The following is a 15,452-nucleotide window of genomic DNA, read 5'->3' on the forward strand; positions in this document are numbered from 1 at the left end:
CCCCCGCCGCCTCCGCCACCGGCGGAAGTGGCACCTCCACCGGGGGCGGCGACGTGAGATCGACAGGCGGCTCGACGGCCATCGATTCGGGCATCCGGTGGCGGGCCCTGGACGACTCAGCCGGGCGGAGCTCCTCGGGTTCGGGCGCGGCGGGCGGAGTCGGTTCGGCCGTCTCGACGGGCACCGCGGCCGCATTCAGGCTGACGAATTCCGTCCTGAACTCCAGGGGCTCCTTATGAAGTTGACGCACGGTGGACTCCACCCGCAGGACCGCGAACGCCCTGGCGACATTGATGACCCTGGCCTCCGCGGCCTGACGCGCCTGCCCGGCCAGATCGGAGCGACTGATCGCATGCAGCTTCTCGTTCGCCGAATTGGCGATGCGCCGCAGATCCGCGTTCAAGTACTCGGCGAGCGGCGCCGTCTCGGGGGTGATCGTCGCCAATTCGGCCGGCCACAGCCCGCCGAGCACCCAGGCACTACAGTCCACCGGAGCGCTGAAGGCCGGGATCGCGAGTGATTCCCGAGCCGCGCTCCGCAGGCGCTGGCGCGCCGAACGTCGACCGAAGATTGCCACCGCGCAAGCCTACCGTTGCCGCTCAGCCACCCTGACGGAATCGCACCCCCATCGAATCCGCCGCGCAACATCTGCAGAAGATCATCCACAATCGCTGCGCGCCGTGAATTGTCAGCCCCCCCAGCAGGTCGGTAGCGTGCTGAGCATGGCCGATGTCGGGTCGCCCGCAACGGGGTGTGCAGCGCAGCTGAGCGAAGTGCTCGCCCTGCTGGCCCGTGCACGGAACCTGTTCGGCGACATGATGGTTGAACCTCCCCCCGACATCGCACCGCGGGCCGACGCGGCCGGGCGCTGGGTGGTTTAACGTCCGCTGCCGTCACCGGCCTGGCGGCCGGCGTAGAGCTGGTGACTCAGTAGGCGCTCGGTGGCCACCCGGAGATCCTCGTTGGTCGGCACCGCCGCCGAGGGGGCGTGCCCGGTGGTGATGATCTCGCCGCGGATCTCCAACGCCGCCTTGAGAAACGACACGTCTGCGGCCAGGACGATGGCCTCCGCCAGCCGATGCGCGTCGGCCGACATGGCTGCCTCACTGAGCGCCACGCTGTGCAGATAGCCTCCGCGGCAGGACCGGAACAGCACATCGCCACTGGGGTGAACGGTGTCGAACGCCGGGTTCGGTTCAGTCATCGGCGCCCATCGGTGAGGTGCCGGAAGGCCTTGGCCGCTTCTTCTTCATGCTTGTTCCACGTTGCCACGGCCTGGTTCAGATTGTCCGACATCTGCAAATGTTCGCTGGACTGATCGTCGTAGCAGTTCTTGCGTGCGTTGAGCAACTCCCCGGCCGCCCGACGAAAGTCGCTGTAGATCGGTCCGAGTGCATTCAGGGTCGCCTCGATACCCTCGTGGGAGGCCGTGGCGGTGGCCAGATAATCCGAGGCCTGCTGGTGGTTCCCGGCGGCATTGGTCAAAACGCCCTGATCGACATGGATCTTCTCTGGCATCTCTTACCTCCCTGGCTAGTCGACGATGACGGGTGGAACGCGGATTTTCAAGCTCGCGGCACCGGGCAGGTGTCCCGCCGGCCGGGTCGGGGCCGGTTCACCGGCCGCGGTGGGCTCGGCGATTCGCAGGTGCTGCCAGCCCAGGAATCCGGGGCCGCGCAAATTACCGGCCAGATGGATCTGTCCGTCGAGCAGTGCTTTGCCATCACCGACGGCCACCGCATGGCGGTCGGTGAACACCCCGATGTCGCCGGGCCGCAGCCGGGCCGGGTCGACCGGCGCCGTCACCGGGATTCCAGGCGGCGGGATGTCAATCTGCTGGCGGCGGAACGCCTCCGCGACAGGCGTCCCCTCAGCGGCGGCCTGCATCGCCGCGGCCAGCCGCGCATCGGCGACGGTGGTGGTCGCGCCGTCGGGCAGCGTCACGGTGACGGGGCCGTCGTCGTGCGGGGTCTCCGACGACGCCGCCTCCTCGGTCTGTTCACCCTCGGCGGGGGCGGCATCGTCGACGGACATCGCCTGCTCCGGTTCGAACGGGTCGTCGGTGGGAATGTCGCCGCCGTCCGGATCGGACAACCATCCAGCGGGCGGAAGCCCGGCCGGCATGGCGGCGGGCATCCCACCGAACCCCGGGCCGTCGCCGCCGAGTCCGGGAACCATCGGCATCACCGGCGCCTCCGGCTGGCGCTGGGGCGCAAACGCGTAACCCGGGTCCGGCTCGTCTTCGGGCAGCGGGTCCAGATAGGCATCCGCATCGCCGTCCGGGTCCAGAGGCGGTGACGCCGGATCGCGGTCGGATTCGGCCGTCGAGTCGACGGGGGCCGCGCGGTCGGTCTGCGCCGCATACAGCGCCGTCAACGCGGTGGCCAGCGCCTGTTTGGACAGGTCGTCGTCGTTGGCCTCTTCGACCACCCTGATGATTTCGGCGAGTTTGGCGATCAGGAACCGCTGGAACTCCCGCGCCCCGGAGGCGGTGCCCAGATCCCAGGCCTGAGCGGCGCCGATGATCTCCGCCTCCAGGTTCTCGAGGCGCCGACGGCCCTCCACGGTGGTCTTGTGCGCCTGTCGGAGCGCTTCGATGATCTGCCGGTCGAACTGCGCAGACGCCGACAGTTGGTGCGCCAGTGCGGCTTCGGCGAGCTTCATCGCCTGCGCCGCACGTCCCTGTTGTTCGGCGCCGGGCGACGGTTGTACCGATCCCAGTCCGTTCAGGATGCGATCGTAGGCCGCCTCCGGCAGAGGCAACGTCAGCGCCGCCTGCGCCACGCGTGTCGCCTCGCTCGCGCCGCCGGCCCGTTCGATCCGGCGGATCGCGTCGAGCACGTCGTCGCGGGTCGTCATGTGCTCAGCCCAACGCCGCTGCGCGGGGCCGCTGTTGAGGCGCTGGCCGCTCCATGGCCGGTGACTGTACCGATGGTGTCCCGGGCCGACAATTCACCGGCACACCCGGTGTGGACACGCCGATCACGGCACCGGACGACGGATCGCCACCCGGGCTCCCAGCGGACTGATCCGGACGGACGCTCCGGCGTGCGGGGCTTCGACCACCATGTTGTCGCCGATCGCGAGCTGGACGTGGCCGGGGTTGGGAAACACCAGATCGCCGGGGCGAATCTGGGAGCGCGGCACCGGGATTCCGTCGTTGATCTGGGTGTAGGTGGTGCGTGACAGCGGCACTCCGGCCTGGGCATAGGCCCACTGGGTCAGACCCGAGCAGTCGAATCGGTCCGGGCCGATGGCGCCCCAGACGTAGGGTCTGCCCAGCCTCGACAACGCGGCGCGCACCGCCAGCCCGGCACGAGTATCGGGTAGCCGCAACCGATCCAGGCTCGGTGCCCGGCGCCGTGACCGGTAGCGAAGTCGTCGCAGCCCCGCCCGATGCGCCCGGGCGCGGTGTCGGGCCGCCAACACGTGCGCCCGCTGGGCGCGCAATCGTGCCGCCCGGCGGCGCATCGCCTCCCGCTGTGCCAGCGGTGTGTCGGCGACGACGTTCGCGTCGGCACGGGCCTCCGCCACGACGCCGCGGGTCTGCTGGCCGGCCCGGGCATGGTCGGCGACCGCCGCGGCCAGCAGCGCCGTGGCCGCGGCGTCGGTTCGGGCGTTGGCCATCAACCGATCCCGCTGGGCCAGCACCGCCTGCCGGTAGTGTTCGCGGCCTGGGCCGATATCCAACTGCGCGGTCCGTTCCAGCAGATCGATAGGGCGATCCAGCCGCGCATCCACGGACACCGGCTGCGGGCGGGCCGTGAACAGCCGGTGGGCGCGGTTCAAGATCTCCAAGTCAGTGTCGGTCACCGGTGTCTTCCTCCCTCGGCTTCCGCGGGGGCCTCGGATACCGCGTCGGAGGCCCCGTCGGCGAACGCGCGCACCCGGGCCAGCGCGCCCGGTGGGATGACTCCCCTGTTGCGGATGTCCCATAGCTCATCGGCACTGACGCCGAGCAGCGCCGCGATCACCGGCTCGGGCAGCGAGGACCGCGCGCAGGCGGCGTCGAATCGGGCGGTCAGGCTCGCGGGCATGCGCTGCAGCAGGTCGCTGCGGATGGCCTCCAGATCCCGCAGGTGCCCCATGAGCCGGGAGGCGTGGTCCCCGCCCGCGTTCACCGCGACCCGCCAGGAGCTGGCCGCCAGCATCTCCGCCTTCACGCACTGGGCGATCACGGAAAGAATATACGTCTCGTATTCGTCTGATGCTTCCGACGGCAGCCTGGCGATCACCGAACGCAACGCGTCGAGCTGCGCCTCGGCGTATCCCTCGAGCACTTCGGTGTCGCTGTGGCGGTCGACGACGACGGCGGTGGCGGGCCGCGCCGGCGATATCCGAGGCCCGCCGGCGGACAGCAGCTGAGCCAGTTCGGCGTCGGGATCTTCGGCGACCAGCAGGCGCGAATAGGTCCCCGGCGGTAAGCCGAGACCATTCTCAACCTTCTGAACTGTGCCTTTGTGGGGTTTGCGGGCGCCGCGCTCCAAATAGCTCAAACCCATGATGCTGACGCCGGTGGCCGCGGCGAGGTCGGCCAGCGACCAGTCCCGTGCCTCGCGCAGTGCCCGAATGGCCGCGCCCGCTGACTCGCGGCTCACCGTCGCGCCCCGACCATGTCCGGATACTACACAGCCTCGCCCGACCCTACTTACATATATGTTTTTATCCACTTTCTGTTGCGCACACCCTCTTCGTTCATATACGTTTTCATCTACGTTATCCGCTCTGTTCTCACGAGGAGGCCCTTCCGATGGCACCCCCCTGCTCCGCGAACCCGGAACTGTGGTTCGGCTACCCCGACGCCGACGGTGCCGACGGCGCCGCCAAGGCCCGGGCCTACGAACAGTCCTCCACCGAGGCGCGCCTGCTGTGCCTTCGTCGCTGCCCGCTGGCGCAGCAGCGCCGATGCGCCGCACTCGCCGTCGAACGCAGCGAGGAGTACGGGGTGTGGGCCGGCGTGAAACTCCCCGGTGGCCAGTACCGCAAGCGAGCCGAACTCGCCCGCGCCCACGCGGTCCTGCGGGCGATCGCCGCGGGCGAGATCAACGCCCGCGAACTCCCCGACAACCAGACCCTGTTGACCAACCACGAACGCGAGCGGCTACCGGTGACGGCGGCCGTGTTTCACCTGCCCTCCGGCCGGATCGGCTCCCCGTCGGCAGCATGACCGGTAGGGTCACCTGCGCAGCGTGGCCTACGGCGCGGAGGTGAGGCCTTGAGCAACCTGGAGACCTCGTCGGACGAATTCGCTTGTGCCGCAGGTCCGACCGATGGTGTCGAGGTACTGCAGCCGCGCGAAGTCCCGCTGGGGGGGCCGCGCGCGATGCGGGTGCGCCGCACCTTGCCGCAGCGGGAACGCTCGCTGATCGGCGCCTGGTGCTTCGTCGACCACTACGGGCCGCAGGACCAGGGCCGCGACGGCGGCATGGACGTTCCGCCCCACCCGCACACCGGATTACAGACGGCGACCTGGCTGTTCAGCGGGCTGGTCGAACACCGCGACAGCGCCGGCGTGCACGCGCTGGTCCGCCCCGGCGAATTGAACCTGATGACCGCTGGCGCAGGCATCTGCCACTCCGAGGTCTCCGTCGAACCGCAATCGGCGCCGATCCTGCACGGGGTACAGCTGTGGGTGGCCCTGCCGGATTCCGCGCGCTTCACCGACCGCGCCTTCCACCATTTCGCGCCCGAATCGGTTTCGCTGTCCGGCGGCTCGGCGCTGGTGTTTCTCGGCGCGCTGGCCGGCCACCACTCCCCCGTTCCGTCCTTCACTCCCCTGCTCGGCGCCCAACTCGATCTGGACCCGCGACAAGAGCTCGCGCTCGATGTCGATCCGGCGTTCGAGCACGGCGTGCTGTGCGACCGGGGCGCGGTCGGCCTGGGCGGGATCACTTTGAGCATCGGTGAATTGGGCTACCAGGGCCCGGGCCGCACGGTGTTGGTGCTGCGCAACGCCGGTGACGCCCCGGCCCGGCTGCTGCTGCTGGGCGGGCCGCCCTTCGGCGAGGAGCTGGTGCTGTGGTGGAACTTCATCGGCCGCAGCCACGAGGAGATCGTCGAGTTCCGGCGCGAATGGCACGACGGCGATACGCGCTTCGGCGAGGTCCGCGGCTATCGGGGCCGGCTGGACCGGCTGCCCGCACCACCCCTGCCGCCGGTTCGGCTGCGGCCACGGCGCGCGGGTGGGCGGTAGCGATCGTGATCGCTAAGGCGTGAGAAGCACTTTCACCACATCCCCGGAACGGGCCGCGACAGCCCGGTACGCCTCGGCCGCGTCGTCCAGGGGAATCTCGGTGGTGAAGATGCCGTCCATCGACAGCCGCCCGGACTGCAGCAGCGGAACCAGCTGCGGCCAGGTCTGCTGCACCGGGGCAGTCGTCATTCGCAACGTGATGCTGCGCACCAGCGCCGGCAACGCCGGGAACGGGAACGGCTGCAGGTCGTGCACCCCGACCACCGACACCGTTCCGCCGGCCCGCACCGCGGTGAGCGCATCCGACATCGTCACATCGGAGCCGACGGCATCGATCACCGCGTCCACCCCGCGCCCGCCGGTCAGCTCCATCGCCGCGGACGTCGCCGACGGCTCCGCCGGGGTGATCCCCATGGCCACCACCCGCTCGCGGCGCTGCGACACCGGGTCGACGCCGAGAACCGTTGCGGCGCCCAGGAACAGTGCGCTGCGTGCCGCGCACAGCCCCACCGCGCCGAGCCCGATCACGGCCACCGTCCCCCCGACCGGAATGTCGGCGCGCAACGCCGCCGCCCACCCGGTGGCGAGGTTGTCGGTGAGCAACAGCGCTTCTTCGTCGCAGAGCCCGTCGGGGATGCGGGCGAGCTGAAAGTCGGCTCCCGGCACGGCCAACAGCTCCGACTGCGCCCCGCCCAGGGCACCGGAACCGAAGATCTGCGGACCCGAGTGGCATCGGATCGGGTCCCGGGTGGCGCATCCGGCGCAGTGACCACAGCCGGCCACCGAGGACACCATCACCCGGTCACCGACGCGCACCGAACCCACCTCGGGGCCGGCCTCGACAACGGTGCCGATCGCCTCGTGACCCAGCGGCACCGGGTCGACGATCGGATAGTCGCCCTCGTAGAAATGCAGGTCCGACCCGCAGATCGCGGTTGCGGTCACCGCGACCACGGCGGCGTCGGCGCCCGGCAGTTCGGGGTCGGGGCGGTTGTCGACCCGGATCGATCCGGGGGCATCGATCACGACACTGCGCATGGGTTCATCCTTCGGTTAACGCTTGCACTTTGCCGAGCACGTCGGGGTAGCGCTTCAGGTGCGCGCCGCCGTTGATGTCGAAGGCGGATCCGGTGATCCACGCGGCCCGCTGCGAGGTCAAGAACTCGACGGCGTCGGCGATGTCATCGGGGACTCCGGCGCGTCCCAGCGGAGTGTTCTCGAGGTATTCGTCGGTCAGGCCCGGGACCATCGCCAGCCCGGCGACCAGGGGAGTGTCGACCAGGCCGGGGGAGACCGCGTTGACCCGGATGCCGCGGGCGGCCAACTCCAGTGCGGCCACCTGGACCAGCATCAGCACGCCGGCCTTGGCGCTGCAGTAGGCCGCCATCGCGGTCCCGGGCTGGCGGCCGTTGAGCGAGGAGACGGCGACGATGCTGCCGCCGTCGTCGAGGGTGCGGGCCGCGTGCTTGATCACCAGCATGGTTCCGGTCAGGCAGACGTCGATGGTGGTCTGCCAGCCGGCCAGCTCGATGTCGGGGATCGCGCCGATGACCGACAGCCCCGCGCAGCTGACCACGGTGCGCAGCGGCCCCGCTGCCCGGGCGGCCGCGAAGGCCGCCGCGACGCTGTCTTCGTCGGTCACGTCGGCGGTCACGGCACTGGCCGCCTCCCCGAGCTCGGCGGCCCGCTGCTGTGCTGCCTGGCCGTTGATATCGGCGATCACCACGTGATCGCCGCGCGCGGCCAGCGCGTGCGCGGTGGCCAGACCGATTCCGGAGGCGCCGCCGACGATCAGGGCGACCGGTGCCCGCCCGGTCACGCCCGGGATCCCGTCGCCGCCAGGTATTGGTGCTGCCGGTCCGGACGCACCCACAAGGTGTCCGTGCCCACGTCGCGGCCTTCGGCCACCAGCACGCGTTTGAGGATCTTGTTGGTGGCCGTCGCGGGCAGCCGCGGGGTCAGCCGGACGTAGCGGGGCCACGCCTTGGGGGACAGATCCTCTTGAGCAGCAAGGAACTCGGTGAACTCATCCTGGGACAGTCGGGCGTTGTCGCGCAGCACCAGTGCGGCCATCACCTGGTCGCCGACATCGCCGTCGTCGGGTACCGCGTACACCGCGGCCTGATTGATGTCGGGGTGGCGCATCAGGATGCGTTCGATCGGTGCCGCCGCGAGGTTTTCACCGTCGACCCGCATCCAATCCGCGGTGCGTCCGGCCAGATAGATCCAGCCGTCGACGTCGGCGTAGGCGAGGTCACCCGACCAGTACATGCCGCCGCGCATCCGCTCGGCGGTGGCCTGCTCGTTGTTGTAATAGCCCGAGAAGAAGCCGGCCCCGGTCGTGTTGACCAGTTCCCCGATCGCCTCGTCGGGGTTGGTCAGCCTTCCGTGTTCGTCGAAGATCGCCGGCGGGCATTCGGCCACGGGATCGCTCTGGTAGATCGCCACGCCGGGAAATCCCCGGCCCACCGAGCCGGGCGGGGTGCCCTCGTCGCGGGTGATGGTGACGGCGTTCTCGGTCGAGCCGAATGCGTCGACGACCTGTACGCCGAACCGCCGGGCGAATTCGCCGATGTCGCGCTCGGATGCCTCGTTGCCGAAGGCGACGCGCAGTGGATTGTCGGCGTCGCCGGGTCGCTCCGGGTGGGCCAGCACGTAGGCGAGGGGCTTGCCGACGTAGTTCATATAGGTGGCGCCGTAGCGGCGTACGTCGGACAGGAATCGCGACGCGGAGAACTTCGCCGGCGCCATCGCCGCGCCGGCGGCCACCGCGGGGCCGAAGCCGGCGGCGATCGCGTTGGAGTGAAACAGCGGCATGGACAGGTACACGACGTCGTCGGGTCCGAGTCCGAACCGTTCGGTGAGAGACTGCCCGGCGACCAGCACCATCAGGTGGTTGACCAGGACGGCTTTCGGGTCGCCGCTGGTGCCCGAGGTGAAGATCATCATAAAGGGATCGCTCGCCTGCGCCCGGCGGTGCGGGGTCAGCTCGCCGCCGCTGTCGCAGGCCTGTTGCCAGGCCGGGTCATCGACGTCGATGACGGCGAGTCCACTCAGGTCCAGGCCCGTGAGCAATCCCCGGTGCTCGGCGTCGACCAGCAGCAGTTGTACGTCGGCGGTGCGCAGGTCGGCGACCAGCGCCGATCCGCGCCGGGTGTCGTTGACCCCGCAGAGCACGTAGCCGCCCAGGGCGGCGCCGGCCACCGCGGTGAGCATCGCCGGCGTATTGCCCAACAGCGCCCCGACGTGCACCGGGCGGTCGATGTCGGCGCGGGCGAGCACCGCGGCGGCGTGCCGGGCCGCGCCGGCGATGTATTCGCGCCAGCTCCAGCGGATCTGACCGCCGCGGGCGTCGTGGTAGAGCACGGCCGGCCCGTCGGCGTCAGCGCGTTCGGCTAGCAGTTGCTGCATCGTCTCGGCCATGGCGCCCTCCTAACCGGTGACCGTAGCGCTCGGAGCGGCCAGGTGCCGGGCCAGGAAGGCGATCTGGTGGTCGACAACGTGGTCGAACCAGTCGCCGCCGGCGAAGACGTCGAAGTGATCGCACGGATAGTGCCGTACTTCGGCGCGCGCGGCGAACGCCGCCTTCGCTGCGGCCTGCGGGGGAGCGCCGCGGTCGAAGTCGGCGATCTGCACCAGCATCGGGCAGGAGATCGCCGCGGCGTGCTTGGCGGCCGGGCGGTAGCCGCCCAGCTGCAGGCCGATTCCGGCGTCGACTTCATTGCGCCAGGTGGGGCCGGCCATCGCGGTGTAGGCCTCGTAGTAGCCGTCGGCGGTCAGGGTGGCCAGCTCGCCGGGCCGACCGACCAGGGGGATCGTCGCGGGGGCGCGGCCCGCCCGCTGGGCCAGCGCGCTGCGCCAGCCGGTCACCGTCGAGCGCAGCAGCGTCGACGGACGGTGGTTCGGCAGCGCCGCGACGGCGGCGGCCGGTCCGCTGACGAGCGGCGTCAACGCGACCGCGGCCGCCACGCCGGGCACCGTGGCGGCCACCTCGAAGACGTGGCCACCGGCCAACGAGACGCCCCACACCACGAGTCGCCGCGGGTCGACACCGGGCCGTTTGACCGCCGTGGCGCAGGCCGCGCGGAAGTCGGCGATCTGGTCTTTGATCGAAATCCGTTGCCGGGGGTGGCCTTCCGACTGCCCGAAATAGCGGTAGTCGAAGGCGAATGCGGCGAACCCGGCGGCGCTCAACCGTTCGGCGAACGGGATCAGCCCCGAGTCGACTGTGCCGCCGAAACCGTGGGCGAGCACCACCACCGGAGCGCCGCTGTCATCAGCCCGATCGTCCGCCGCCGGGAAGAACCGGCCGACGCATGTGCTGCCGCCGCTGTCGAATCGGACCGTGCTCACGCCGACGCTCCCGTCTTGTGCACCCCGGCCCAGGCCGGTGCGCCGAGTTCGGCGGCTCGCCGCACGCCGCGGGGGATCTCGGAGGTGCGCATGTCGTGTTCGTAGAGGAAGTAGTCGAGTTGCTGGGTGTGCCGCGGTCTGTCCAGCATGTGGCCGGTGTATTTGCGCATGTCGGCGTCGATGACCCGGCGCATCTCGGTGACCGACGGCAGCCGGTAGCGGCCGGCGGCATAGGCGCCGATCAGGCGGGCCTGGGCCTCCACGAACGGGAACAGGGTCGGGGTGGCTTGGGCGAATCCGGCGAACACCAGGTCGTCGATGCCGGGGTAGAACATCCGCTTGTACAGGTCGATCCGGTTGTCCGGTGCGCTGATGAACTCCGGGTCGAAGAACGGGAAGGTGATGTTGTAGCCGGTGGCGTAGATGATGATGTCGAATTCACCGCTGGTGCCGTCGGTGAAATGCACTGTGTCGCCGTCCAATCGGCTGACGTTGGGCTTCGGGATCACATCGCCGGAGCCCAGTCGTAGCGGCAGCTCCACCGACTGGGTCGGGTGCGCCTCGAAGAACTTGTGGTTGGGCGTCGGTAGCCCGAGGTCCTCGGGCTGGCCGGCGATGAACGGCTGGGCCCACTGCGCGAATTTGCGCTGCCAGGAGAATGGCAGGTAGGGACTGGTGCGGTAGTACTTGTCGGCGGGCTTGCCGGCTAGGTACTTCGGCACGATCCAGGCGCCGGAGCGCGTCGAGAGGGTCAGTTCATTGTCCAGCGCCTTGGAGGACAGTTCCACCGCGATGTCGGCGGCGCTGTTGCCCAGGCCGACCACCAGGATGCGCTTGCCGGTGAACTCCAGCGGCGTCTTCGGGTCGATGTAGTGGTGCGCGTGCAGCGACTCACCGGTGAATTCGCCCGGGAAGTCCGGAAAGCGCGGGTCCCAGTGGTGGCCGTTGGCGACCACCAGCAGGTCGAAACGGCGGTGCTGACCGTCGGCCAATTCCAGTTCCCACCCGCCGCCGGGCAGCCGCTGGGCGTGGCCCACCTCGGTGTTGAACACGATGTTGCGTTTGAGCTCGAAGGCCTCCGCGTAGGAGTCCAGGTACTCCTTGACCAGGGTGTGGTGCAGGAAGTCGGGATAGTGGGGTGGCATCGGGAAGTCCTTGAAGGACAACTGATGCTTCGAGGTGTCGATGTGCAGCGACCGGTAGGCGCTGGAATGCCCGTTGGGATTGCCGAAGGCCCAGTTGCCGCCGATCCGGTCGGAGGATTCGAAGCAGGTGTAGTCGATCGCGTAGTCGGACAACATCTTTCCCGCGGTCAGGCCACTGATGCCGGCACCGATGATCGCGGTGTGTGGTGCGGACATGGGTGAACCTCCGACCGTCGGGGGAGTAGACAGGTTGGAAAGAAGTGTCTACCTGACGCGTGGCAATAGTACACAGATCTGCGAATCTGTCTACACCCTTGTTAGGCTTACCGGCCAGGAGGTGCGCCGTGAACGCAAAGCCGGCATCGGCGACGTCGACGACCGATCGGCTCCTGGATGCGACCGAACAACTGCTGGCCGACAAGGGGATCCGGGCCACGACGATGATCGACGTCGCCGAGCGCGCCGGGGTCTCCCGCGCCTGGCTGTACCGGAACTTCCCGGACAAGCCCGCACTCGTCGGCGCCGCGATCATCCGCCTGGTCGAGACCAGTTGGACACAGTCTCGCGCGGAGCTCTCCACCCTGCCCGGGTTCGAGGAGCAGCTGGTGGCCGGCGTGCAGATCGGCCGGCGCGCCTACGACGACCCGGGCACACTGCTGATGCGGCTGCGCACCGCCGAACCGGAGGAGTTCACGGCCTGCGCCGGAGCAGGCGTCCGCGGCCTGGTGCCCGACCTTGCCGCGTTCTGGTATCCGTTCTTGGAGGCCGCCGCCGCTGCCGGAGAAATCCACGGCGACACCGACTTACCGGAAGCCAGCGAATGGATCGCCCGGGTGATGATCAGCCTGGGCAGCGTCCCGGGCAACCACATGGACCCCGATGACCCCGCCGCGGTGCGTCGGCACCTGCGGCGGTACGTGTTGCCGGCGCTGCAGGTAGCACCGGATGCGAGCTGAGCGCCCGGGACCTGCGCGTCGTCGGGCGGGGAGTAATTTCGGCGCCGTTGCGTTGCAACAACCTATGGAACTTCGTAATCGGATCGCCCTGGTCACCGGCGGCACCGCTGGAATCGGCCTCGAATCGGCGCGCCTGCTCGCGGCCGAAGGCGCCGAGGTGGTGATCTCGGGTCGCGACGGCGAGCGCGGTGCCCGAGCGGTGGCCGAGCTCGCCGGCAAGGCGACCTTCGTTCAAGCCGATCTGAGCGATCTCGACGCGGTCGCGCGGCTGGTCGGCCAGGCCGGCGACATCGACATCCTGGTCAACAATGCCTCGGTGTTCCCGGTTGCCCCGACGGTTGAGCAGGATGTCGCGTCGTTTGACCAGATGTTCGACACCAATGTGCGCGGCACCTACTTCCTGGTGGCCGAAGCGGCACGGGGCATGATCGAATGCGGTCGGGGCAGCATCATCAACATCACCTCCACTGCCGCCGACAAGGGTTTCCCGGGCACGTCGGTCTACGGCGCTACCAAGGCTGCGCTGGCAGCGCTGACCCGCACCTGGGCCGCGGAGTTCGGTGCGCACGGGATCCGCGTCAACAGTGTCTCGCCGGGACCGACGCGGACGCCGGGAGCCGCGGCGATGGGAGAGTTCATCGACGACATCGCGGCGACGCTGCCGCTGGCGCGTACCGCCGGGCCGGAGGAGATCGCCCAGGCCGTGTTGTTCCTGGCCTCGCCGCGCGCCAGTTACGTCACCGGATCGACGCTCTTTGTCGACGGCGGCGGTTCGGCGGTCTAGCGCCCGCCGGAGGCGTCGATCCTTCGGACTGCGCCGCTGCGACCACCGGCCCGCCAACAGAAAAACCCCGGCAAAGCCGGGGCCGATCTGTAGCCGATGACGCGACTCATCACAAAAGTGGGCGAAGGGGGACTTGAACCCCCACGTCCCGAAGGACACTGGCACCTGAAGCCAGCGCGTCTGCCATTCCGCCACTCGCCCGAGCGACCGGGGGAGCCTATCACGGCTCGCAGAGGGTGCTTTCGACCCGGTTCGGACCCTAACGCCAACCCTACCGCGGGCCGCCGTGACCCCATCGTGACCTGCTCTTATCCGATTCTCCGCCGTACAAGGGTGCCGCGGCGGCACACCGGGTCGATACCATGTCCAGGGCGGATGCAGCTGCGCGACACGCCGCAGCCAGGCGTCCCCGGCACGAGGAATTGACGGCGGCAAGTGAGGCGGCAGTTGATGGACAGCCAGCGCGGGCTGGTTCAGCGCATCGAGCGCAGGCTCGAATCCGCCGTGGAGGATGCGATGGCCAGGGTCTTCGGCGGGGAAGTGGTCCCCGAGGAGGTAGAGGCCGCGTTGCGCCGGGAAGCCGCCGCGGGGGTGCGGGCTTTAGCCGGAAATCAGCTTTTGGCGCCCAACGAATACATCATTACCCTCGGTGTGGACGACTACGACAATGTGGGCGCCGACCAGGGTTTGACGTCGAAGGCCTTCGCCCGGCATTTAGCGGGATATATCGGCGAGCAGGGGTGGCAAACGTATGGTGATGTGGTTGTCCGGTTCGAGCAGTCTCCGAGCCTGCGGACTGGTCAAGTCCGCGCGCGGGGCGCTGTCAACCCGGACGCTCGCCCCCACCAGACGGTCAGTGAACCCCGCCCGCCACAATCAGATCATGCGTTTACCGCAGAATCAGGAGTGCCTCCGATGACCGATGACCCGAGCTACCGCGGCGCCCACGGGCAGCAGGACCGTCCCGGCGACGACTACTACGACCCGCGCTACGGTCGGCCGGCCGACGACGCACGTGGCGGTCAGGACCCGCGGGGCCACTACGCCCCCGAGCCCGAGCCCTACCAGCAGGACCCGCGCGGTGGCGGCTACCCCGAGGGCCCCGGTGGCCCGGGTGCCCCGGGTGCCCCAAGTGCCTATGCCCCGCCGCGTCGGCCCGAGCAGGTGGGCTACCCCGAGCAAGGGGGCTACCCCGAGCAAGGGGGCTACCCGGAGCAAGGGGGCTACTCCGAGCAGGGCGGCTACGCGCCGCCGTCCTATGAGCAGCGTCCGCCGAGCGGCTATGGAGCCCCCGCCGGTTATGGCTCGGGCTACCCCCAGCAACCGCCTCCGCCGGCCGCCTACCCGGGCGGTGGCGGCCAGCCCGGGTATGGCGACTACGAGCGGCCCCCGGCCCGCCACGACGACTACGCCGGCTACCCCGAAGCCCAGCCCGAGCAGCGCCCCTCCTACCCGGACCAGGGCGGCTACGACCAGGGTGCGCCGTCCTACGGCCGGCAGGACTACGGTCAGCCCGACTACCGCTACGGCGAGTCGCAGGGCGCCCCGGCCGGCTACGACTACGGCCAGCAGGGCGGCTACGGCGAAACCCAGGCGGGTTATGACTACGGCCAGCCGCCGGCCCCCGGCGGCTATGAGGGTCCGGGCGGCGGCTACGGCCAGCGCGCCTACTCGGCGCCGACCACGGTCACCTTGCAGCTCGACGACGGCAGCGGCCGGACCTACCAGCTGCACGAGGGCACCAACGTGGTGGGCCGCGGCCAGGACGCCCAGTTCCGGCTGCCGGACACCGGCGTCTCGCGTCGTCACCTGGAGATCCGCTGGGACGGCCGGGTCGCGCTGTTGTCCGACCTGAACTCCACCAACGGCACCACGGTCAACAACGCCCCGGTCCAGGAATGGCAGCTGGCCGACGGCGACGTCATCCGGCTCGGGCACTCCGAGATCATCGTCCGGGTCCACTAGGGACGAGCGGAGCCTACGCCGCCTGGCGGCAGCGAAGCCCTCCCGCTTTGCCCTAC

The 15,452-nt window shown here is 69.8% G+C and carries 16 protein-coding genes, 1 tRNA gene and 1 pseudogene; 6 read left to right on the forward strand and 12 right to left on the reverse strand.

The window, feature by feature from the left end:
* Positions 1–577 (reverse strand): annotated as a pseudogene (locus BST28_RS13445) (DUF5631 domain-containing protein); the annotation flags it as partial.
* Between the two features lie 145 nt (positions 578–722).
* On the opposite strand from BST28_RS13445, the gene BST28_RS24090 reads away from it, so the two are divergent.
* Complete coding sequence (locus BST28_RS24090; RefSeq protein WP_165607077.1) at positions 723–881, forward strand: hypothetical protein; 159 nt, start codon at positions 723–725, stop codon at positions 879–881.
* On the opposite strand, the gene BST28_RS13450 is transcribed toward BST28_RS24090, so the two are convergent.
* The 5 genes from BST28_RS13450 to BST28_RS13470 form a co-directional block, all read right to left on the reverse strand.
* A complete protein-coding gene (locus BST28_RS13450; RefSeq protein ID WP_083081378.1) occupies positions 878–1,204 on the reverse strand; it encodes a DUF2694 family protein in 327 nt (108 codons plus the stop codon). The genes BST28_RS24090 and BST28_RS13450 overlap by 4 nt on opposite strands.
* Positions 1,201–1,518, reverse strand: coding sequence for a type VII secretion target (locus BST28_RS13455; RefSeq protein WP_083081380.1), 318 nt, complete (start codon positions 1,516–1,518; stop codon positions 1,201–1,203). Before BST28_RS13455 ends, BST28_RS13450 begins: the two co-directional genes overlap by 4 nt.
* 15 nt (positions 1,519–1,533) lie before the next feature.
* Positions 1,534–2,859, reverse strand: coding sequence for a DUF4226 domain-containing protein (locus BST28_RS13460; RefSeq protein ID WP_083081382.1), 1,326 nt, complete (start codon positions 2,857–2,859; stop codon positions 1,534–1,536).
* A gap of 123 nt (positions 2,860–2,982) precedes the next feature.
* Entirely contained in the window at positions 2,983–3,813 is an 831-nt protein-coding gene (locus BST28_RS13465; RefSeq protein WP_065289124.1) for a C40 family peptidase, read from the reverse strand.
* Positions 3,810–4,598: a helix-turn-helix domain-containing protein gene (locus tag BST28_RS13470; protein WP_065289125.1), complete on the reverse strand. Its 789-nt coding sequence runs from the start codon at positions 4,596–4,598 to the stop codon at positions 3,810–3,812. Before BST28_RS13470 ends, BST28_RS13465 begins: the two co-directional genes overlap by 4 nt.
* 152 nt (positions 4,599–4,750) lie before the next feature.
* On the opposite strand from BST28_RS13470, the gene BST28_RS13475 reads away from it, so the two are divergent.
* A complete protein-coding gene (locus BST28_RS13475; RefSeq protein ID WP_019736915.1) occupies positions 4,751–5,167 on the forward strand; it encodes a WhiB family transcriptional regulator in 417 nt (138 codons plus the stop codon).
* Positions 5,168–5,215: 48 nt separating this feature from the next.
* Positions 5,216–6,193 (forward strand): pirin family protein, encoded by a 978-nt coding sequence (locus BST28_RS13480; RefSeq protein WP_019736914.1) that lies wholly within the window; start codon positions 5,216–5,218, stop codon positions 6,191–6,193.
* A gap of 12 nt (positions 6,194–6,205) precedes the next feature.
* Here the strand turns inward: BST28_RS13480 and BST28_RS13485 are convergent, their stop codons facing one another.
* Genes BST28_RS13485 through BST28_RS13505 form a run of 5 tightly spaced genes read right to left on the reverse strand, consistent with a single transcriptional unit; the run spans position 6,206 to position 11,907 of the window.
* A complete protein-coding gene (locus BST28_RS13485; RefSeq protein WP_083081384.1) occupies positions 6,206–7,231 on the reverse strand; it encodes a zinc-binding dehydrogenase in 1,026 nt (341 codons plus the stop codon).
* Positions 7,232–7,235: 4 nt separating this feature from the next.
* Positions 7,236–8,012, reverse strand: a complete 777-nt coding sequence (locus BST28_RS13490; RefSeq protein WP_019736912.1) for an SDR family NAD(P)-dependent oxidoreductase — start codon at positions 8,010–8,012, stop codon at positions 7,236–7,238.
* Positions 8,009–9,616 (reverse strand): fatty-acid--CoA ligase FadD1, encoded by a 1,608-nt coding sequence (gene fadD1, locus BST28_RS13495; RefSeq protein ID WP_083081386.1) that lies wholly within the window; start codon positions 9,614–9,616, stop codon positions 8,009–8,011. Before fadD1 ends, BST28_RS13490 begins: the two co-directional genes overlap by 4 nt.
* A 9-nt stretch (positions 9,617–9,625) precedes the next feature.
* Positions 9,626–10,546, reverse strand: a complete 921-nt coding sequence (locus tag BST28_RS13500) for an alpha/beta hydrolase (protein ID WP_083081388.1) — start codon at positions 10,544–10,546, stop codon at positions 9,626–9,628.
* Positions 10,543–11,907 carry a flavin-containing monooxygenase gene (locus tag BST28_RS13505; protein WP_083081390.1) on the reverse strand — a complete coding sequence of 455 codons (1,365 nt, stop codon included), beginning with the start codon at positions 11,905–11,907 and terminating at the stop codon, positions 10,543–10,545. The genes BST28_RS13500 and BST28_RS13505 overlap by 4 nt, the downstream gene beginning before the upstream one ends.
* A gap of 128 nt (positions 11,908–12,035) precedes the next feature.
* Between BST28_RS13505 and BST28_RS13510 the strand changes: the two genes are divergently transcribed.
* Positions 12,036–12,647, forward strand: a complete 612-nt coding sequence (locus BST28_RS13510; protein WP_019737231.1) for a TetR/AcrR family transcriptional regulator — start codon at positions 12,036–12,038, stop codon at positions 12,645–12,647.
* Positions 12,648–12,711: 64 nt separating this feature from the next.
* Positions 12,712–13,431 carry an SDR family NAD(P)-dependent oxidoreductase gene (locus BST28_RS13515; RefSeq protein ID WP_083081392.1) on the forward strand — a complete coding sequence of 240 codons (720 nt, stop codon included), beginning with the start codon at positions 12,712–12,714 and terminating at the stop codon, positions 13,429–13,431.
* A 118-nt stretch (positions 13,432–13,549) separates the two neighbouring features.
* Here BST28_RS13515 and BST28_RS13520 read toward each other — a convergent pair.
* A tRNA-Leu gene (locus tag BST28_RS13520) sits at positions 13,550–13,632 on the reverse strand.
* A 249-nt stretch (positions 13,633–13,881) separates the two neighbouring features.
* On the opposite strand from BST28_RS13520, the gene BST28_RS13525 reads away from it, so the two are divergent.
* Positions 13,882–15,396 carry an FhaA domain-containing protein gene (locus BST28_RS13525; RefSeq protein ID WP_083081394.1) on the forward strand — a complete coding sequence of 505 codons (1,515 nt, stop codon included), beginning with the start codon at positions 13,882–13,884 and terminating at the stop codon, positions 15,394–15,396.
* The last annotated feature ends 56 nt before the right edge of the window (positions 15,397–15,452 follow it).

This window comes from Mycolicibacter kumamotonensis (assembly GCF_002086285.1).
Taxonomy (GTDB): domain Bacteria; phylum Actinomycetota; class Actinomycetes; order Mycobacteriales; family Mycobacteriaceae; genus Mycobacterium; species Mycobacterium kumamotonense.